Annotated in this window: 18 protein-coding genes; 1 reads left to right on the forward strand and 17 read right to left on the reverse strand. The window is 27.2% G+C overall.

Going from position 1 to position 22,180, the window contains the following annotated elements; all coding sequences use genetic code 11:
- Positions 1-23: 23 nt before the first annotated feature.
- Both QOZ84_RS03060 and QOZ84_RS03065 read right to left on the reverse strand, forming a co-directional pair.
- Positions 24-929, reverse strand: coding sequence for a glycoside hydrolase family 73 protein (locus QOZ84_RS03060; protein ID WP_284131490.1), 906 nt, complete (start codon positions 927-929; stop codon positions 24-26).
- A 233-nt stretch (positions 930-1,162) separates the two neighbouring features.
- Positions 1,163-3,463 carry a glycoside hydrolase gene (locus QOZ84_RS03065; RefSeq protein WP_284131491.1) on the reverse strand — a complete coding sequence of 767 codons (2,301 nt, stop codon included), beginning with the start codon at positions 3,461-3,463 and terminating at the stop codon, positions 1,163-1,165.
- A gap of 201 nt (positions 3,464-3,664) precedes the next feature.
- On the opposite strand from QOZ84_RS03065, the gene QOZ84_RS03070 reads away from it, so the two are divergent.
- A complete protein-coding gene (locus tag QOZ84_RS03070; RefSeq protein WP_284131492.1) occupies positions 3,665-5,089 on the forward strand; it encodes a potassium/proton antiporter in 1,425 nt (474 codons plus the stop codon).
- A gap of 103 nt (positions 5,090-5,192) precedes the next feature.
- Here QOZ84_RS03070 and QOZ84_RS03075 read toward each other — a convergent pair whose 3' ends face one another.
- From QOZ84_RS03075 to QOZ84_RS03145, 15 genes are all read right to left on the reverse strand, one after another.
- On the reverse strand, positions 5,193-6,578 hold the full coding sequence (locus QOZ84_RS03075) for a sensor histidine kinase (protein ID WP_284131493.1): 1,386 nt from the start codon (positions 6,576-6,578) through the stop codon (positions 5,193-5,195).
- The gene (locus QOZ84_RS03080) at positions 6,571-7,218 is read right to left on the reverse strand and encodes a response regulator transcription factor (protein ID WP_284131494.1); all 648 of its coding nucleotides are present in this window, start codon (positions 7,216-7,218) and stop codon (positions 6,571-6,573) included. The genes QOZ84_RS03075 and QOZ84_RS03080 overlap by 8 nt, the downstream gene beginning before the upstream one ends.
- 154 nt (positions 7,219-7,372) lie before the next feature.
- Positions 7,373-7,573 (reverse strand): hypothetical protein, encoded by a 201-nt coding sequence (locus tag QOZ84_RS03085; protein WP_284131495.1) that lies wholly within the window; start codon positions 7,571-7,573, stop codon positions 7,373-7,375.
- Positions 7,574-7,719: 146 nt separating this feature from the next.
- Complete coding sequence (locus QOZ84_RS03090; protein WP_284131496.1) at positions 7,720-8,895, reverse strand: DHHW family protein; 1,176 nt, start codon at positions 8,893-8,895, stop codon at positions 7,720-7,722.
- 10 nt (positions 8,896-8,905) lie between these two features.
- Positions 8,906-10,282, reverse strand: a complete 1,377-nt coding sequence (locus tag QOZ84_RS03095; protein WP_331496503.1) for an MBOAT family O-acyltransferase — start codon at positions 10,280-10,282, stop codon at positions 8,906-8,908.
- A 28-nt stretch (positions 10,283-10,310) separates the two neighbouring features.
- Positions 10,311-10,778: a DUF4358 domain-containing protein gene (locus tag QOZ84_RS03100; protein ID WP_284131498.1), complete on the reverse strand. Its 468-nt coding sequence runs from the start codon at positions 10,776-10,778 to the stop codon at positions 10,311-10,313.
- Between the two features lie 14 nt (positions 10,779-10,792).
- Positions 10,793-11,614, reverse strand: coding sequence for a GDSL-type esterase/lipase family protein (locus tag QOZ84_RS03105; protein WP_284131499.1), 822 nt, complete (start codon positions 11,612-11,614; stop codon positions 10,793-10,795).
- A 374-nt stretch (positions 11,615-11,988) separates the two neighbouring features.
- Positions 11,989-14,286 carry a glycoside hydrolase family 65 protein gene (locus QOZ84_RS03110; protein ID WP_284131500.1) on the reverse strand — a complete coding sequence of 766 codons (2,298 nt, stop codon included), beginning with the start codon at positions 14,284-14,286 and terminating at the stop codon, positions 11,989-11,991.
- Between the two features lie 34 nt (positions 14,287-14,320).
- Complete coding sequence (gene pgmB / locus QOZ84_RS03115; protein WP_284131501.1) at positions 14,321-14,986, reverse strand: beta-phosphoglucomutase; 666 nt, start codon at positions 14,984-14,986, stop codon at positions 14,321-14,323.
- Positions 14,987-15,054: 68 nt separating this feature from the next.
- The gene (locus QOZ84_RS03120) at positions 15,055-16,062 is read right to left on the reverse strand and encodes a LacI family DNA-binding transcriptional regulator (RefSeq protein WP_284131502.1); all 1,008 of its coding nucleotides are present in this window, start codon (positions 16,060-16,062) and stop codon (positions 15,055-15,057) included.
- 42 nt (positions 16,063-16,104) lie between these two features.
- On the reverse strand, positions 16,105-17,763 hold the full coding sequence (locus QOZ84_RS03125) for a glycoside hydrolase family 13 protein (protein WP_284131503.1): 1,659 nt from the start codon (positions 17,761-17,763) through the stop codon (positions 16,105-16,107).
- Positions 17,764-17,784: 21 nt separating this feature from the next.
- The gene (locus QOZ84_RS03130) at positions 17,785-18,603 is read right to left on the reverse strand and encodes a carbohydrate ABC transporter permease (protein ID WP_331496504.1); all 819 of its coding nucleotides are present in this window, start codon (positions 18,601-18,603) and stop codon (positions 17,785-17,787) included.
- Positions 18,603-19,517 carry a carbohydrate ABC transporter permease gene (locus QOZ84_RS03135; RefSeq protein ID WP_284131504.1) on the reverse strand — a complete coding sequence of 305 codons (915 nt, stop codon included), beginning with the start codon at positions 19,515-19,517 and terminating at the stop codon, positions 18,603-18,605. The genes QOZ84_RS03130 and QOZ84_RS03135 overlap by 1 nt, the downstream gene beginning before the upstream one ends.
- 104 nt (positions 19,518-19,621) lie before the next feature.
- Positions 19,622-20,929, reverse strand: a complete 1,308-nt coding sequence (locus tag QOZ84_RS03140) for an ABC transporter substrate-binding protein (protein WP_284131505.1) — start codon at positions 20,927-20,929, stop codon at positions 19,622-19,624.
- A gap of 184 nt (positions 20,930-21,113) precedes the next feature.
- The gene (locus QOZ84_RS03145; protein WP_284131506.1) at positions 21,114-21,953 is read right to left on the reverse strand and encodes a DegV family protein; all 840 of its coding nucleotides are present in this window, start codon (positions 21,951-21,953) and stop codon (positions 21,114-21,116) included.
- Positions 21,954-22,180: the final 227 nt, after the last annotated feature.

Genomic DNA, 22,180 nt, shown 5'->3' on the forward strand with positions numbered 1-22,180 from the left:
TTATTTATGATAATTATTTAATTTTAATTTATACTTTGAGCTTCATTATCTATCAATTGTAAATTATACTGTTGTATTAATTGTATTAGCTTTTTAGAATATATTTTTTCTCCATTATTATCCATTAATGTACTATATCCTGCTTCTTGCAATGCATTAGCTTGAACTTTATATGTGTTAGCCTCAAAAACACCATTTTCCTTATATCTCTTATTTTCATATAAAAACTTTGCATGGTCATAAATTGATTGATTTTTATCTTCATATTTTCTAAATTTATCATTTATTATTGTATTTGAGAATTCACTAGTTTCTAATGTTACATATTCTCCTGTCCAAGACTTATCTGCTTTTATTCCAAATAAGTTATTATATTTACCGGCTAAATCCGAATTTCCCCATCCTGTTTCAAGTATTGCTTGGGCTATTGTTATTGATGGTAAAATTTTATATTTTTTATAATTTTTTATAGCCCCTTCTTTTATACCATTTATAAATTTCATGTACTTAGTATCTGATTTTAACTTACTAGGTGTAATCCCATAATCTTTTAAATCTTCAACATAGTCATGTGCTCTTTTCTTTTCGCTCTTACTAAAATCTAATTCTTCAATTACATTGTCTAAAGAGTTTAATTTATAAGTTTTATTTTCTTTTTTTATAAACAAACTTGCTACTTCTTTTATTTGTGACTCACTTACATTTTTTAATTTATTCTTCTCAATTACACCAACTACAGATGCTACATATTTCCAATTCACTTGAGCCTTATTTGCACTTATTTGATCAGAATAGTTTATATAATCATCTACCTTCATTTCTACTTTATTTATCTCCTGTAATGAATTTAACTGCATTACATAATATCCACCTATTAAAGATATTGCGGCTACTATTATTAGTATTATTATAAGCTTTTTATTTTTCATATTTAAATTCTCCCTTTGATGTTTTCATCTATTCTATTATACAACAATAACATGTCAAATATTATTACAAAATAGATTTTTATGTCTTATTTTATATTTTTAACAATTATTTTTTTCTAATATACCTAAATTTTACTACTAATTTGTTACGTAAGTGTTACGTTTTTTATATTTAACCATTTTTAAAAGTAATAAAAGCATACTCTTATATTTTAGAGCATGCTTTCATTACTTTATGGTTTATACACTATTTTATTGCTTCCATCATATATTATAAGTGATTTTGCTTTTATTGTATCTTCTTTATATTTAAAATTATTATTTGAGAAATTAGCAACCACAGTTAATTTTTCCCCAAATGTACTACTTTGAACTAATCTATCTTGTGATAAAATTTTAAAGCTTGTCATTGGCTCTTTTATTGCTTTTTTGTTAAAATCTGACCATACCTTATTATGAGATATTATTTTGTCTTTATACTTATTCCACTGATTTTTATCAATATGGTACATAGGTGGTGTATTATATAAAATTTCACTCATCATTCTATTTTCAACTTCATCCTTTATTTTAAAAGTTCCCCATAGCCAGTGATATGAAGTTATAACTGAATCATTATATACTAATCTAAACAAAGGAATCGAATAAGTTTCATCTATAAATATTTTTTTATATAATTCTTTTACTGGAACTTCTTTAGAAAATACCTCTGGCACTCCACCAGTTGTTGAGTAGTATCTTCCTACATAATACTCACTGTCTTTATTTTTATTCATATCTTCATCTACCCAAGAGAATGCTGGCGTTTCTAATCCATGGGCAAATGCTATAGCTTTACTTGCAAAATCATTTCCTCCTTCTGAACCTATAACCATGTTTTCTTTTTCTCTAATGTAATCCATTCTTTCAAGTCTTGCATTTAAGTCTTGTTGTTGTGTTGTTATATGTTCTTTTGAATAATCATCATATATTTCTCCAGTGGCATCACAATCTATAAACCAAGAATTAAATTTATATCCATCTTTCATTATATTGCTTACTCTATTTTTAACACTTGGAAGAGATAATGTTGGATTTAATTTTCTGCCTGTGCCTTGGAATCCTTGTAGTTTTTCACCTTTTTCATTTTCTATTGTAGCATTTTCATATAAAGACTTATCTTCAAATTTAGCTGTACTCCACTTTTCTTTACCTGGCTTGTGTATAGAATGGTATGAGTCATATGGTCCTACTAAATATCCATCCTTCTGAGCATTATCAACAAGCGTTGGTGACACATATCCAGCTTCTATATCATCAAACCCTATCCATGCATTTTCTATACCTGATTTTTTTATATCATCTAATACATCTACAGTATTAGATTTCGCCCAATTTTCTGTTGGTATCGTCGAGTCTTTTAATTGTGACTTTAACAACATTTTATTTAATTCTATCAGTTCTACCTTATTTAAATTATCGATCCCTTTTTTTATTAATTTATCAATTTCTTTATCAGTATTTTTAAATACACTAGGATTGTAAAACTCTTTTAGTAGCATAACTTGGTTAAAAGATCTTACTATTTCTGACTTTTGAAATTTATCAACATAGTCTTGAGTCTTCATAGTATCAAATACTTTTGCAGCTTGTTTTCCATCTTCTATTTTTATATTTAACAATTCTTTTATCCAATTTTCTAAGTTACTTGGTATATTATTTTTCAATAAATTCCATTTAATATCATTCTCTGTAACTATTGATTTATCCCAAAAATATATATGAGGAGCACCATAAAGTTTTTCAATATTTTTATTTTCCTTAGCTTTTTCTTCTAAAGTTTTAAATTCATCTTTTTCAATAATATAATTTTTATAATTTTTAGCTACATCTACTACATTTTTAGGCGTTACATATACTCTAAATCCATATTCTTTATCTTTATTTATACTTGGATATTTATGTTTAAATTCAAAATTAATTTTATCTTTAGTATCAAATTTCATCTCATTATTAAATTTATTTTTTATAATATATGATATAGAAATATTGTCTTTATTTATAGCAAAGAATTGCATAGAAAATGATTCTATAACATTATATACTTGTTCATTTAAGTATTCTTTCCAATACTTATCATTACTTGGTATAAATTTACCTTCATTAATAGGAAGGTAATAACTTTCCCCACTTACATTAGGCCAAGTAAAGCTATTTTTTTCTTTATCATTTGATTTTATGTCTACATCCAAATAATCTTTTTCTTTCTTTATACTAATATCTATATTTTCTTTTGGATAACTCCATGAAACCTCTTTCTCAGATTTTTTTAAATTTGACACTTCTCTTTCTTGTATTTTATTAGACACAGTTTCTTTTTTACCGTTTACCATTACATTTACTTCAAAATTTTTAGGATTTACATCAAATGTAAAGTCTAAGTTGTTAACTTGATTTTCTTGTACTTCTTTATTTACTACAGTTTTGTTATTACACCCAGAAAGTACGCTTCCCATAATTATTAAACTCATAATTATCGATATTTTTTTTCTCATTTTCTTCACCTCTAAAACAACTTTAACTTATTAATGTTACATATGTGTTACATTAATAGGTTAAAATATATCTATACTTTTATAGTGACTATATGTTAAAATTAAATTATACGAAACATTATACAAACAAATCATTTTTTTAATGTATATTCTAAAGCACCATATCTAACTACAAAATTCAACATAAGGAGGTATTATTATTTGACTAGCTTAATGATTACATGTGCATTAGTTCTACTCATATGCATAACTTCAAGTAAAATTTTATACAAATTCGGAATTCCAATTCTTTTGATTTTTATAGTCTTAGGAATGTTATCTGGGTCTGATGGTATTATCGGAATATATTTTGACAACTACGAACTAACAAGTCAACTATGTTCTATTGGGTTAATTTTCATAATGTTTTATGGAGGATTCGGTACTAGCTGGGAAATGGCTAAACCCATTGCTATTCCATCTATACTTCTATCAACATTAGGTGTTGTGATCACCGCTGGCTTAACAGGTTTCTTTTGTTTTAAAGTATTTAACACAAGTTTATTAGAAGGGCTACTTATAGGGTCTATAGTTGCTTCTACAGATGCTGCATCAGTATTTGCTATACTACGTTCTCAAAAACTAAACTTAAAAGGCTCACTTGCTTCAATATTAGAAATTGAAAGTGGAAGTAACGACCCGTTCGCTTATATGCTAACTGTAATTATATTAGGACTAATGGGAAATAAGGGTTATGATACAATAATCCCTATGTTATTAAACCAAGTTATAGTAGGAATTATATGTGCAGTTTTACTAGCTAAGCTTACTATCTATCTATTAAGACGTGTTCATTTCGAAATAGATGGATTTTATCCTATATTTGTTATGGCAATAGCAGTATTGTCTTATGCATTAAGTGAGCATTTTGGTGGTAACGGATATCTATCTGTATATATGACAGGTCTTATAATAGGTAACAGTAAAATTCCTCATAAAAAGAGCATGTTTCAATTCTTTGATGGAATATCATGGATTATGCAAATCATGTTGTTCTTCATACTAGGATTATTATCATTCCCATCTAAATTACCATCTATAATATTAGAAGGTTTCGCTATATCCATGTTTATGATTTTTATAGCAAGGCCAATTGCAACTTTTAGTATATTAAGTTGGTTTAAAACTCCTTTAAAACAACAAATCTTTGTATCTTGGGTAGGTCTTAGAGGTGCAGCTTCAATAGTATTTGCAATATATGCAGTCACTTATGGCGTGCCTATTGAAAGCGATATCTTCCATATAGTTTTCTTTGTTGCTTTATTCTCTGTTGGAATCCAAGGTACACTGCTACCTCTTGTTGCTAAAAAACTCGATTTAATAGATGATGAATCTCAAGTCTTAAAAACATTTAATGACTATAGAGAAGATACAAGCACAAAGTTAACAGAAGTAACTATTAGTGATAATAGCAAGATTGCAAATAAGTCCATAATGGATTCTAATATACCACAAGATTTACTTATCGTAATGATAAAACGTAAAGGAGAGGTATTAATTCCAAATGGAGCTACTAATATTCTTCCTCAAGATGTATTAGTTATAACAGGAAATGATTTTGACGGATTAAATGATTTAAATAAATAATAAGTTTTAAAATATCAAAATTTATTTTTCCAATAAAAAAGATTTACTTTTTATTAGTAAATCTTTTTTATCTTCTTTAAATTTATAATTACTATGTTACATTTTATAAACTATCAAATACAATAAAGAATTCTATCTTTTTATCATAAACCTTAACACCATATAAAACATTATGTGCCTCTAATATTTCTTTTACTATGCTAAGGCCTAAGCCAGTTCCTGATAAATCTTTATTTCTTGATTTCTCTAATACATAAAACGGTTTCCAAATATTATCTATATCTTCTTTATTTATATCCTTACTTCCATTACTTACAGATAAAAATACTTCTTGGCTATCTTTTAATAAACATACATCAATCTTATTATCATTGTTATATTTAATTGCATTACTTATTAAATTATTTAAAACTATCTCTATATTACTTTCATCTGCATTAACCATAATTGCATTGTCGTCTATTTTAAGAGTGACATCTATATTGTTTTCTTTTATAAGCATATCATAATTTTTAATACATTGTAATAATTTTACTTTTAAGTCTACTTTACTTAATTTCATTTCCTTTTTCTCATACTTAGCCCAATACAATAATGTATTTACAATATTAGTTAAATTTTCAGATTGATGAATTATAGTATCAATATATGTACCATCATCCATTCCATCTTGAATCCCCATACTATAAACTTTAATAAGGGATATTGGAGTTTTCATTTCATGTGATGCATCACTTATAAAAGTTTTTAAATTTTGATTTCTTTTGTTAAGTTCATTATGTGCTTTTTCTAAACTTAAACTCATTTTATTTATACTATTTGCTAATTCTTCTATTTCATCATTAGTTTTTATCTCTTCACGCCTAAAGTTTAATCTAGATATATCTTTAGATAAAATTTTCAACTTTTCTATAGGTTTTATAATTTTATTTGATAGTATAAAAGTTAACAGTGTTATTGCTATTATAGAAAATAAACTCATAATAATATAAAATTTATTTATAATTGCTATTGTATCTTCTGAGTGTTCTATAGGTGTTGCAACTGCAAATACATAATTATCTTTTTCCATAAATTTAACTAATAAACTATATTTTGATTTTCCTTGGTTGTAAATTTTATTTATGCTACCTTGCTTTAGGGATTTAAGTATATCATTTGAAATCCAAAATTTTTTCAGACTAAGATCTTTTATAAAAAATTTATTTATAAAGTTTTCTGTTATCTCTTCTTCGTTATGTTCAATATTTATATCTATTGGTAAATATACAATGGTGATATTATACTTGTCTTCAATAACTTTAATATCTGAAATCAATTTTTTTGTATCCATATTTTTTACTTCTTCACCTATATTATTTATAATTTTCTTTTTTTCATATAAGTAATATTTATGTATAAACATTTTATTAATAGTTAAAGAAACTATTGATACCATTATAACTATTATGCATATGCTCATAGATAATTTTTTATTTAATTTAGTCATTAAATTCCTCCAAGCTATACCCTATACCTCTATGAGTTGTTATTATATCTTCTCCTATTTTAGACCTTAGTCTTCTTATATGAGTATCTACAGTTCTATCATCTCCATAGTAATCCATTCCCCATACTAAGTCTAATAACTTTTTTCTTGAAAGTATTGCACCTTTATTACTTATAAAACATTTTAAGAGTTGTAGTTCTTTATTAGTTAAATTAAGTTCGTCTTCACCTTTGTAAACTTTATTAGTTTTAAAATCTATTTTTAAATCATCTATTTTAAAAACTTCATTACTTCCAGCAAGTTTTTTCGCTCTTATTATTAAAACTCTAGGATCAAAAGGCTTTCTTATATATTCATCAGCTCCACAATTTAGCGCATCTATTTCATCTTCATTTTCACTTTTAGCTGTAAGCATTAGTACTTTGGTATTACTGATTTCTTTTATTTTTTTACACACTTTTATACCATCTATTTTAGGCATCATCCAGTCCAAAATTGCTAAATCTACTTTATTATTATAAAATACTTCCAATGCTTCTTGTCCATCTTTTGCAGTAATTACTTCACATTGTTCTTTTTCAAAGTATGCTTTTAATATTTTTAACATACTCACTTCATCATCAGCTATTAATACTTTCATTCCTACACCTACTTTATTTCAGTTTTTTAATGTTAATAGTATTATAATGTTTCATTGTAAACATTATAATACTATACTGTTACACTAATGTTACATATTAATGCATTATAGTAAAAAGGCTGTATTAACTTTAATTAGTCAACCAGCCTTTTTACTATTTTTCAATATATTCAAGTATAATTTTTTGATTTTCTTTTAATATTATTTCTTCTTTTTTAGAAGTTATTCCAGCTCTTGTTATTTTAACTTCAGCTACAAACGGCTGACTACCTTCTACCATTTCTAACAACTCATAAGCTTTTTTACGACCTATCTTTGATGCTAAATCTTTTATTAACCCCATTTTTTTTAGCATTTTTATTTCTCCCTTTTTATTAATTTTATTTATTTTTTAAATTTAATAACTAATATTTTTCTCTTTCACCTATATATTATAATTAAAAATACAAAAAAAGAACAGAGTGATTTTTTTTCATCTCTCTGTCCTAATAGAATTTAATTTTATATATTATTTAAAACTGCTGATAGTGATGTATCTGAGAAAAATGTATTAGCATTATATAAATAAAGCATGTCCGTTATTTTTTCTTTATCTATTAATTTTTCTATATCTTCATAAAAATATCTAGGGTCAACCATAACTATTTCACTAAAGTAAGGAGTTAAAAATTGAACAAAACTATTTGCATAAGAATCTTTTATTAAAAGCAATTTTTTCTCACTCTTTGATGTAGTATTTATCTTAAGTAGTGGATGATTCCCCCCTAAAAATACTTCGTATTTATCTTTACCTTGTAATTTTTTACTGTCATATATAGATGGTGATTTTTTCTTTTCTTCTACATAATTTACTACTACTTCATCTTCTTTATTCTTTGGAAGATAAGCATTTACTATATCTGAATCTTTAGATGCAAATCCACTTTTAGAATATAATGTTCCATGAAAATCATTAGTTACTGGCTCTATATTATAATTGTTAGCTTTAACATCTAATTTCATTGATTTAGCACTTTCTAAGAATCCATAATAAGCTCCTAATGTTGTCCAGTGGTGATCAGTTTTATAATATATATACTCACTCTTGTGATTATTAAGAGCCTTATATCCATCCACAAAGTTTATTTTATCATTTAATGATTTGTTTAAATCATCTAAGTATTTTTTTTGATTTATAATTGGCGCAAACTTTGGAAGCTTATCATCTAATATGCTAATTGCGTTAGGTGCTATAAGCATATACTGATTTATTTTCTCATGTTTTTTAGAAAAATCATTTATAGCTTTTATATTTTCATTTAAATATTTTTCATCTGGACGTTTAAAATCTTCCATAAGATATCCATCATCACATATATATACTCCATTATTCTCATTTTTACCAAGCATTTTATCTATATGCGACTTTACATTTATAAAAAAATCTCTTCCTATAAATTGGTCTACTTTATATTTTTCATATTTTGTACTAAATCTACCTTCTAATAATTTTTCAATGGTAAACTTAGGTTTTTTAGCTAGTATTCTATTTTCAGACTCTGAAAATTGCTTATCTTTAGTTATAGTATTTAAAATAACAATCCCAAATATGAATGCTAAAAATAACAATGCTAAAATTTTAAAATACTTATTTTTTATTATCTTTTTTTTATACATTTTATTTTTATAATTTTTCATAATAATCCTCCTAGAATCTAAAGTATAAGAAAGGATTATAGGTAGCATTTACTAAGTACGCAGTAGCTACAAATAAAATAATTACATTTATAGCTAACCCAAGTATTCTTCCCCATTTTTTCTTGTATACTATTTTTTTATATAATATATTAACCAAAGGAGTTGAACATAATATTATTGGAATTAAAATTATTATATTGGTATACAAGTAGTATATAAATGTAGTATCTATAAACTTGTTTCCATTTAATCCAAACATAGTTTTTATATATTCTAATGCATTTACCATACTATCATTAGCAAAGAATACCCAACCTATCATGACAAGTATCATAGTATATGCATGCCTTATAATAGATGGAATGTTTTCTAGCATATTTTTTAAGAATACTTTTTCTATAAAAAGTATTGCTCCATAATATAGACCCCATACTATAAAGTTCCAACTTGATCCATGCCATAATCCTGTTAAAAACCAAACTATAAATAAATTTCTAACTTGATTTGGCACAGAACATCTATTTCCACCCAAAGGTATATATACATATTCTCTAAACCAACTCCCAAGACTTATATGCCATCTTCTCCAAAACTCTGTAACACTCTTTGATACATAAGGGTAGTTAAAGTTTTCTATAAATTCAAAACCAAACATCTTTCCAAGCCCTATTGCCATATCGCTATATCCACTAAAGTCAAAGTATATCTGAAGAGTATAAGCTATTATACCTAACCATGAAGTTAAAATTGATATAGAGCTTATATCTAGTGCTTGAATACTTGTAAATAACATACCTATGTTATTAGCAAATAATACTTTTTTTCCTAAACCTTGTATAAATCTCTGTGCGCCTTCTCCAAATTTGTTTATACTTTCTTTTCTGTTATCTATTTGATAGTCAACATCAGAGTACCTAACTATAGGCCCTGCAACAAGTTGTGGGAACATCGATACATAAAGCGAAAATGACACAATGCTTCTTTGTAGTGCTACCTTATTTAGATATACATCTACTACATAAGATAAAGTTTGGAATGTATAAAAAGATATTCCTATAGGTAATGGTAATTGTGAATACGATATATTTAAAGAAAATAAAGTATTTATATTTTCAATCACAAACCCATAATATTTAAAAAATCCTAATATTCCCAAGTTGACTACTATAGTTAGTATAAATATGATTTTAGACATATTGTATCCTCTGTACTTATCTATAATTAATCCCATGAAAAAATCAAATAAAGTTGTAAACATCATTAAAAACACATACACAGGTTCTCCCCATGCATAAAATACTAAACTTATAACAAGTAACACTAAATTTCTAATACCTCTAGGAGCTATATAATATAGCATTAGTGTTATAGGCAAAAAAGTAAACATAAAAATTATACTACTAAAAACCACATCTTTACCTACTTTCCTTAAAGGCATCCTTCATTTCTTGTGCTTTTTCAGATACAGCAAAGAATACATATTTGCCTTTAACTTTTATTTCATAGTTATCTAAAAGTTCACATTGCTTAGGTCCATACCCACTAAAACTTTCTAATTGTTTGTTAATCCTAAAATCTATAACATCTTCTATGGATTGTATTTGACTCTCATCCTTAACTTTAACCATTAACATCTCATCTACATCCATAGTTGATTTTGAAGTATATAGTACAAAATCTTCTAATTCATTTGAATTTAATCCATAGTATCTCTTTAATGTTTTGCTAGTTCCTTTTTCCATCTTATCTAAACTAACTTTACTACTTATATATTTTTCTATATCTCCTAGATTTTTATCTTGGCTATTGCCACACCCACTCATAAATATCATAGAAATCATAACTATAGAGCTAATTAAACTTCTTTTTAGTTTCTTATTCAAAATAGTCACATCCCTTATAGATTTGCTTTTTTAGCCATTAAATTTAATAATATTGGATAAGCATCTGCTCTAAAATGTATTCCATCTGGCTCATAATACTTTGAATTTAAAGTTCCAACATTCATAAACTCAATTTGTAAATCACTGCACAAGCTCTCTAATGCTATATTAAAATCTTCTAATTTATTAAATTTTGGCTCTTCCTCCACAGCATTTTGTTGTACTGGTAATATTGAGGTTACGTATATTTTAGAATTTGGCAACTTACTTTTCACATCTTTTATTAATATTTCATAGCTTTTTATAAAATCATCAGAATTGCTATATAACTGCAGGTCATTCATTCCATAAGTCATAATTATTTTTGATGGTACTAAGTCAACAATTGTGCTGACATCGTCCTTAGCTTTTGCTGTAGTTCTTCCTTTATAAGCAACTACTGATGAGTTACTTAACATACCATACTCTGTAAGAGATTCAGTTCTTGAGTCTCCCATTATGACAGTATTTTCAAATAATGTTTCATAATCTATTTTTTTATTTCGTTCATTATTTGTATTAGATTTATCTTCTTGATTTTTATTTTGTATGCTATTTATTTGCGCTTGAATTTTTTCAATACTTTTAACTTCTAATTTTTTTATATCCGATACTCCATTTTTAATATTTTCATTAATATCGTGTTTATCATCTGATTCTTTATTATTTGTAGCTTCTTCACTACTGTTTCCATGTTTTTTTCCTTCAACTATAATAACAGTCAATAAAGTAAATACAACTACTAGTGGGATAAGAATTACTATTATCACTTTCTTTTTATTGAGTCTTTTTTTCATAGTAGCTTTTTCCTCTTCTTCGCTATTTTTTTTAAAAAAAATTGTATTTTATTTTTTCTAAAATTTATTTTTTTATATTTTTAGTCAATAAATACAATAGTATTTTTTGTCGATTTTTGTCTTATGTATTTCATATTTTTAATTATAAGATAGTTTTAATAATTAGTAAACTGACAAATAGAAAGCGAAATCTAAAATCAGCAAAAAAATGGTTTTATATATACAAATCAAATCAAATTATAATTATTTTTAATACACAAAAAACACTAGCTAAGCTAGTGTTTTTAAATAGTTTTTATAAAATTTAGTTAATGTAATTTTACAGTATAAATCATAGTTATCTTAAACCTTAATTTTTCCTAAGAATTAAAAATTTAAGGGTTAACTACTAAACAAACTGTTACTTCATCATCTATGCTATACTCTTGTCCATAAATTATAGCATTTACAGATTTATCGCTTAAGTTTGTTATCTTAACAAATTCTTTGTTAACTTCAATATTTAATATATGTTCTCTATAATTTATATTAAAGCTATACCCGTTCCAATTTTTAGGTAATTTGGGATTAAACGATAATTTTTGATTGAATGTTTTCATTCCAGCAAATCCTTGTACTATAGAAAGCCATGCCCCCGACATAGAAGTTATATGAAGACCATCTTCAGTGTCATGGTTATAATTATCTAAATCAAGTCTTGCAGTTCTTGAATACAATTCATAGGCTTTATCTAAATTATCTATTTCACATGCAATTATTGAGTATATACTAGGTGATAATGAAGATTCATGAACTGTATATTGTTCATAAAAATCAAAGTTTCTTTTCTTTTCCTCTGTTGTGAACTTATCACCAAAATAATACATTCCTTGTAATACATCTGCTTGTTTTATAAAACATGATCTAAGTATTTTATCCCAAGACCATTTTTGATTTAGTGGTAAATTTTCTTTTGGCAAGTCTTTAACTTTTATAAGTTCTTTGTCTAAGAAATCATCATGTTGTACTATTATATCCAACTCATTATCATATGGTAAATACATTTTAGATGCTATATTTATCCATTTCTCACATTCTTCTTTGCTTACATTATTTCTGTTTACAGCCTCTATGTCTTCATTTTCTAAGTAAGCTATATTTTCAGATGCATATTCTAGACACCACTTAGCAATATAATTTGTATACCAGTTATTATTTACATTATTATCATATTCATTTGGACCTGTAACTCCATGAATCATATATACATTTTTTCTAGCATTCAAATGAACTCTACTTGCCCAAAATCTTGCTACTTCAACTATTACATCTATTCCTTTTTCTTTTATATATTCAAAGTCTCCAGTATAATTTGTGTAGTTATATATTGCATAAATCATACTTCCATTTCTGTGTATCTCTTCAAAAGTTATTTCCCATTCATTATGGCATTCCTCACCGTTGAATGTTACCATTGGATAAAGAGCACCTTCAAGGCCTAATTTTTTAGCATTTGCCTTAGCATAATCTAATTGATTGTATCTGTATACTAAAAGATTTTTAGATACTTCTTTTTTAGTTACTCCAAGATATACCGGTAAGCAATAGGCTTCTGTATCCCAATAAGTTGCTCCGCCATATTTTTCTCCTGTAAATCCTTTTGGCCCTATATTAAGTCTTGAATCTTCTCCATAATAGGTTGAGAATAATTGGAATAAATTATATCTTATACCTTGTTGTGCAAGCTTATCTCCATCTATCTTTATATCTGCACTTTCCCATCTTTTATTCCAAGCTTCACAATGTTCTTTAAGTAAAAGCTCATATCCTTTGTCAAATTCATTAGATAATATTTGCTCTCCTTTACATAAAAGTTCATCTTTATTATAATCTCTAGTTGTAGTTATACTTACATATTTTTCAATACCTACAGTTTCACCTTGCTTAACATCAAATATCATAGTATTTTCGCTGTAATATTCCTTATTTGTGTTAGTACGTATCTTAGGCTCTTTGCTAGATTTAACTTTCATATTTGCCCCTACAGTAAACACTTCTGTTTCAAAAGAGTTGTCTTTAGTTCTTACAACTACACTACCAGTATTTTTACTAGATTCTGATGATATATTCACCCAAAAAGCTTCTTCATAATTAGAATCTTCATTTTTAACATTAGAATCTAAATAAGGTATAAATGTTACTTCTCCATCAAAATTTAATGACTTAACTTCATATTTTATAACACCTAATTCCTTTGTTGCTATACTCAGAAATCTTACTACATTTACTTCTATTTTATTTCCAGAAACATCAGCTATAAGTTTACGAGTTAATACTCCATTTTTCATATCTAACTCTCTATAAAATTGCTCTACATTAGCTTTTGCTAAATCAAGTGCTTCTCCATTTATACAAATATTGATACCTATATAATTTATGCTATTTGGAACTTTTCCAAAGTAATTAGGATATCCATTTTTCCACCAGCCTACACGAGTTTTATCTGGATACCATATTCCACCTATATATGAGCCTCTATGACTATCTTTAGAATAGCTTTCTTCATAGTTGCCCCTCATTCCCATATATCCATTACCTAAGCTCATTATTGATTCAGCTAATCTATTTTCTTCAAACTCTATGTTGTCTTGTATTATTTTCCATTCATTAATGTTTTCAAATAAACGTCTCATAAAATTCTCCACCTTTTAAATTAAACTTGTTTTATTAGTTTTTGACTTCAAATAATTTTATTAAAGCTTCAAATTTCAATTTTTCTGTACTATCTACTACGAATTTAGCTTTATTTAAAATTTCTCTATCTCCAACTCCTACTGAATACATCTTAGCATCATTTATTGCATCTATTCCTGCACTTGCATCTTCAATACCTATACAATTAATAGGATTTACATTAAGCCCCTTAGCTGCCATAAGAAATATATCTGGTGCTGGTTTACTGTTTTTGCATATAGCTGCGTCTGCTATAAAATTAAAGTATTTTGTAAGTTCTAAGTTATTTAAAACCTTTACTGCGTTTTTGCTAGCAGATGCTAATCCTATTTTTATATTATTTAATCTTATCTTTTCTAATAACTCTAATATTCCTGGCAATACATCCTTAAATGTTATATTTTCTATTAACGATACATAGTAACTGTTTTTATAATTTGCCATTTTTTCTTTTTCTTCGTTTGTAAAATCATTTTCTTTATTTCCTAGTATAAGTATTTTTTCTAACGATTGCAGTCTACTAATTCCCTTTAAAGTTTCATTAAATTCTTCATCTATTTTTATTCCTATTTCATTACCTAGCTTCTCCCACGCAAGGTAATGATAGTGTGCTGTATCTGTTATAACTCCGTCCAAATCAAATATAAATGCTTCGACCATAATTACCTCCTCTAAACGCAATCGATTGCGCACGTATAATTTACTTAAGTGTTGTTGTATGTTTTTTTTTACATGAAAGAATCTCTTTTTATGAATTCTGTCTTTACTATATAATGTCTATTAGTATTAGTTTTATCTTCTTCTTCTAATGTCTCTATTAATAATTTTGCAGCTTTATATCCAAGCTTATCTGCATTTATATCAACAGATGCCAAAGGTGGTTTTTGATATTGTGCTAATTGAGTATTATTAAATCCTACAGTAGCTATATTTTTTATTTTATTAGATCTTAATTCTTTTAAAACTCCAAATGCTAAAAGGTCATCTGTAGCTATTATAGCTGTTAAGTCTTCATTTTTTAGAAGCTCTCTGCATCCAAACTCCCCTTCACTTTCTTTAAACTCATCCTTATAAACTATAATACTTTGGTCTAATTTTATTTTATTAGCTTCAAGAGCTTTTTCATATCCTTTATATCTATCTTTTGACATATTAAGATTTTTAATTGCTCCAACAAAACCTATTCTTTTATGACCTTTTTGTATAAGTTTGTTTACAACTTCATACATTGCTTGGAAATTATTATTATCTACCCATAGTATTTCATCTGGATTTTCTGGTCTTCCAACTACTACAAATGGAAATTTACTATCTTTTAAGTATTCAATGCTCTCATCATTTTCTTTGACTCTTAGCATTATAATTCCATCTACTAGATGACTTTGAGTCATTTCTTTTATGTTTTCTAGTTCATTTTCTTTATTTTTGCTAAATGCGTATGTTATATAATAGTTTTTGCTTTGTGCATACATACTCATACCTTTCATAGCATTAACAAAGAAAGGATTAGATAATAAGTCATCCGCTTCATTTGGAAGTACTACTCCTAATATTCTTGTTTTGTTTTTTGCTAGACTTCTAGCTATGGGATTGGGCTTATAATTTAATCTTTTTATAGCTTCATTAACTCTTATTTTAGTCTCTTCGCTTATCCTTGGATTATCTGATAACACCCTTGACACTGTAGATGTAGCAACATTAGCTTCTCTTGCTACATCTTTTATAGTAACTTTCATAGTTTCCTCCTGTACAACAACACTTTGTATACTTAAATCCTGCTATTTATTCTTAACCTTATATACTATAGCTTCATAAGGTCTTAATGTTATAACATTATTTTTAATTATCTTATCTTCGTAGTTAGACATCATTATTTGTGACTCTTTAATATCTAAATATGCTGGTATTTCAAAGTTTATTTTATTATTATAGAAATTAAGTATAACTATAATTTCCTCATTTTTCAAGTTTCTTTTATATGCAAAAACATTTTCATCCTCGCCACAGATTAATTCTACATCTCCATATACAATAACATCATTTTCATGTCTTAAATTTATAAGATCTTTATAATAATAGAATATAGAATTTTTGCCTTTTAATGAATCTTCAACGTTTATCTCTTTATAGTTTGGATTTACATTTATCCAAGGTGTTGCTTTCGTAAACCCTGCATTTTCAGATTTATCCCACTGCATTGGTGTTCTTGCGTTATCTCTTGATGTAATTTTTATTCTCTTCATTAACTCTAGTTCTTCTTCATCTACAATCTTTTCATTATAATAATTTAAAGTTTCTACATCTTTATAATCTTTTATATTATCAAATTCAACATTAGTCATTCCTATTTCTTCACCTTGATATATATAAGGTGTTCCGCTAAATGTATGTATTAATGTAGCTAACATTTTTGCAGACTCTACTCTATATTCTTTATCATTACCAAATCTAGATACCATCCTTGGCTGATCATGGTTATTCATAAACAAAGAGTTCCAACCTACATTATGAAGTCCATTATACCACTTCATAAATATATTTTTTACATCAGTTAACTTATATGGCTTTTTATAAAACTTATCGCTTTGATTTGGTAAATCCATAAGCTCAAAATGAAATAGCATATTAAGTTCATCTCTATCTTCTCCAACATAATCTCTAGCATGTTTTGGACTAACCCCTGGAGTTTCGCCTACTGTCATTATATTGTATTTGCTAAACACTTCTTTGTTCATTTCTTTGAAATATTCATGTACCCTAGGACCATTCATATATAATCCTTCAGCTCCATTTTCATCAATATCTAACATATCCTTAGCTTTAGAATATAAATTGCAAACATCCATCCTAAATCCATCTACACCTTTATCTAGCCAAAACTTCATCATAGAGTAAATATCTTTTCTCATATCTTCACTTTCCCAGTTTAGGTCTGGTTGTTTTTTAGTAAATAAGTGAAGATAGTATTGATTTGACTTTTCATCATATTTCCAAGCACTTCCACCAAAGAATGAACCCCAGTTGTTTGGTTCTTTTCCATCTTTAGGATCTGCCCACATATAATAATCTCTATACTTATTATCTTTAGATTTTTTAGCTTCTATAAACCATTTATGTTCATCAGAGCTATGATTTACTACTAAGTCCATTAGTATCTTAATATTTCTTTTATGAGCTTCATTTAAAAGTTCATCAAAGTCTTTCATAGTTCCAAATTCATCCATTATATCTTCATAATCACTTATATCATATCCATTATCATCCTTAGGCGATTTATATACTGGACTTAGCCATATAACATCTATTCCCAATTCTTTAAGGTAATCTAGTTTTTGTATTACTCCTTTTATATCTCCTACACCATCATTGTTGCTATCCATAAAGCTACTTGGATATATCTGATATACTACTGCTTCTTTCCACCATGTCTTTTTCATATCGCTATCCCCTTAAAGAATTTATTTTATACTTCCTGAAGTAACACTCTTTATTATGTGTTTTTGTGCGAAGAAGTAAAATACTAATACTGGTATTATAGTAAGTACTAATCCTGCAAGTGCTAAATCCCATTGCTTTGTATATTGTCCAAAGAAGAAGAACATTGAAAGTGGTATAGTTCTTGTCCCTGGTGTATTTATTACTAATGAAGGTAATAAGAAGTCATTCCAAATCCAAACTGTATTAAGTATTGCAACAGTTATAGATATAGGTTTTAATAATGGGAATATTATGTATCTAAATGTTTGCCACTTAGTGCATCCATCTATTAATGCTGCTTCATCTAATTCTTTTGGTATACTTTTTACAAATCCATGATATAAGAATATAGCTGATGCACTACCAAATCCTATATACATAAATATAATTCCTGGTATATTAAGAAGTTTTAATTTACCCATTATATTTACAAGAGGTAACATTATTGATTGGAAAGTTACTAACATTGAAGCAACCATTATAAGTAATATTATGTTACAAACTTTAGAATTTGTTCTTTGTAACATCCAAGCTGCCATTGAAGCAAACAATATTATAAATAGAACACTTATAATAGTTATAAGTAAAGAGTTTCCAAGTACTTTTATAAAATCTAGTTTTTCCCAAGCATTTGTGTAGTTATCAACATTCATCCCTTTTGGTAATGCTAATGTACTTTCAAATAGCTCTCCTTTAGTTTTAAATGAGTTTACAATTATTATATAAAATGGAGACAAGCATATTAATCCTAATACTATCCCCAAAACATTCATTGACCAATGTCTTAAATTCGTCTTCACTATGCTTCCACCTCATCCTTCTTAGTTAAATAAACTTGAACCAATCCTATTACTGCAACTATCACAAAGAATATTACAGCTTTAGCCTGTGCTAAATTTATCTTATTAAGCGTAAACGCTGTTTGGTAAATATTTAATGCAAGCATTTGAGTTGCATTTCCTGGACCACCGTTTGTAAGTGCTAAGTTTTGATCAAACAATTTAAATGAGTTTGAAAGAGTTAAAAATAAACTTATTGTAAAGGCTGGTTTTACCATTGGTATAGTTATATTTCTTAATCTTTGCCACCAATTAGCTCCATCTATCTTTGCAGCTTCATTTAACTCAGGTGGTACATTTTGAAGTCCTGCTACATATACAACCATAACATATCCTGCCATTTGCCAAGATACTATTATTACCATTCCCCAAAATCCAGTAACTTCATTTGACAGCCATCCCATCATCCATTCTTGGCCTAATGCTTGACCTAAACCATTAAATACATTAACAAATATAAATTGCCATATAAATCCTAATATTAATCCACCTATTAAATTTGGCATAAAGAATACCGTTCTTAATAAATTACTTATTCTCGACTCTCTTGTAACTAAAAGTGCTAATCCAAATCCTATAATATTTATAGCAATTACTGCTGCTATAGTAAATTTAGTTGTAAAGAAGAATGAACTTCTAAAACCTTCATCAGAAAAAGCTTTTATATAGTTTTCAAATCCAACAAAATTTATTTGTGAGCTAATTCCATTCCAGTCAGTAAGTGAATAATATATTCCTAATATTAATGGAATAAATATCACTAATGTAAATGCAAATACACTAGGTCCTACAAAAGCCCAATATGATAAGTTGTTTTTTGATTTTCTCTTTATAGTTGGCTTTTTATTTTTAACTACTTCAGTTTTTTCTTTCATAATCTTATCCTCCTCATGGATTTTACTTCTTTCGATTTTAATTAAAAGTTATAATTTCAATTATAGGAAAGTACTAACGTACTTTCCTATTCATTAATAGCTTATTATTTTCTTTCTTCTGCCCAAGTTTTTTGTGCATTTTTAACTAAATTTTCCCAAGTCATACTTCCATCTATATATTTTTGTATATCAGAGCCAACTACAAGCTCTCCCCATCCACTTGGATATCCCATGAATACCCATGGCATAGTTTTTCCTTTATTAGCGTAATTTAATATATCTGCTGATAATGGATCTTTTGGTTTTAATTCATCACTTTCATAACCTTTAAATGCTGGTATAAATTTAAAATCATTTATTATCATTTTCTTACCTTCATCAGAAGTGTATAACCAATTTAAGAAATCTTTAGCTGCATCTTTTTCTGCAGAACTTTTATCTTTATTTATAGACCAGTACATTGGAACTCCAACTGGAACAGAGTCTTCTTTAACACCTTTAATTGGCATTGATAATATTCCCGAATTAGTTGCTATATCCTTATTAACACCTTCGATTCCACCATATGCCCAGTTCCCCATTTGAACCATAGCTACTTTTCCAGTTGAATATTTTTGTTCAATTTGCATAGCGTAATCAACACTGTTTATAGATGGAACTTTTCCATCTGGCTTATATGCATATGTAGTTTGTAAATCTAGTAACTCTTTTAATTCCTTATTGTATTTAAAGTCTAATTTTTTAGCTTCATAAGCTTGCTTTCCACTTTCAAATTCATTAGCTAATGCTGTATTTAATAAATGAAGTCCTGTAACCCATTTTTCTTTTCCTGGAACTGCAAATACAGCTTCAAGACCTAATTCATCTTTTTTAGAGTCTAGTGTTTTAACTGCTTTGTCTAAAGCATCATAGCTAGTTATAGTAGCTGGGTCTATGCCTGCTTTTTTAAATACTTCTTTATTATATATAAATCCATATCCTTCTTGGTTAAATGGCATACCAAACATACCTTTGTCATTTGTTACTGAACCTAAAGTTCCATCAAATGCATCTTTAACCCAAGGCTGATCTGATAAATCTTCAATTTTACCTTCCCAATCTTTAACATCTTGTGGACCACCTATATTAAATATAGTAGGTTCTTGGCCTGATTGGAATTTAGATCTTAGCGCTGCTCCGTAGTCGTTTCCTCCACCTACAGTTTCTATGTTTATGTCTACATTAGGATTCTTTTCTTCATAAACTCCTGCTGCTTTTTCAAGTGCATCTTTTGCTTCTACTTTAAATTGGAAGATATCTACTTTTACTTTGTCTCCTTTAGCAGCATCTCCTCCTTTTGAACCACATCCAACAACACTACTTGCTACTAACATTGTTACTGTTACTAAGCTTAAAATTCTCTTTATTCCCATAATATTGTCCTCCTAATATTTTGAGCAATCGTTTGCATTGCTTTTATAGTTGAATTGTACCACATTATGTTTTTTTGTGCAACCGTTTTTCCAAAGTTTGTTTTTATAAATCAAAGTGAATTTTTTATCAATTTCAAATCACTATATTACTAAAAAAAAGCAAAAAAAAAGAGGTCTCCCTCTCTTATAATACACTTATTAAAATTGCTCCCTTTGAAGTATATGTTCCCATTACAGAACCAACTTCACTTATTGTAATATCTTCAAAGCTATTATTTTCAATCATCATTTCTTTAACTTTAAGTGCCTTTTCTAAACAATTAGAATGTCCTATTGCTAATACCTTTTTCTCGCCCTTAGCTATTTTTGAACTAACACTTTCAACTACCTTTTTAAGGCAATTATTTTCACCCCTAGCTTTATCAACTGGCTTAACTAATCCATCTACAACCTGAATTATCACCTTAAAGTTTAGAGCATTTATTAATTTTCCAGCTATCGGATTTACTCTTCCACCTTTTATAGCATTTTCTAGTGTTTCAAGTGAACCAAAGAATACTAAGTTATGTTTTATACTTTCTATTATTTGTACTATCTCCCTTAATGATTTACCCTCTTTAGCCAACTGAGCTGCTTTTACAACCAAAAGACCATGACCAACAGAACCACTTTGACTATCTATAACTTCAATTTCTTTTTTTTCATTCTCTTCTAAATACATTTTTTTTGCAAGTATTGCAGTTGAATAAGTTGCTGATAATTTTGATGCTATTGTAAAAACTAAGATTTCTTTTTCTTCACATTCATAACTTTTAGTAAACTTATCTGGTGAAGGACAAGATGTTTTTGGAAGTTCTTTAGACTCTCCCATTCTTTTATAGAAAATATCGTTATCCATTTCTCCATCAATGTATGTTTCATCTCCAAATGATACATTTAACCCTATTACTCCAATGTTATATTTTTCTATTATATCTTTATTTAAATCGCACGAACTGTCTGTTATTATCTTTATTTTACTCATATTTTTTCCTCACTTTATACATATGAATTTTTTATCTATTTATATTAACTATTTTCATTTTTATCAATCAGTCAGTCGACCGACTTATACGTTTATTGTACCCTCAGTTATTTAAAAAGTCAACAATTAAAAAACTATTAACAGTAAGTGTAATAAACATTCTTTGATACAAAACTTAGCTTTATTGACAATAATTTTTTATAAGTTTATAATTAATTTATTAAAAT

The organism is Romboutsia sedimentorum, from assembly GCF_030131845.1.
Taxonomy (GTDB): Bacteria; Bacillota; Clostridia; order Peptostreptococcales; family Peptostreptococcaceae; genus Romboutsia_D; species Romboutsia_D sedimentorum.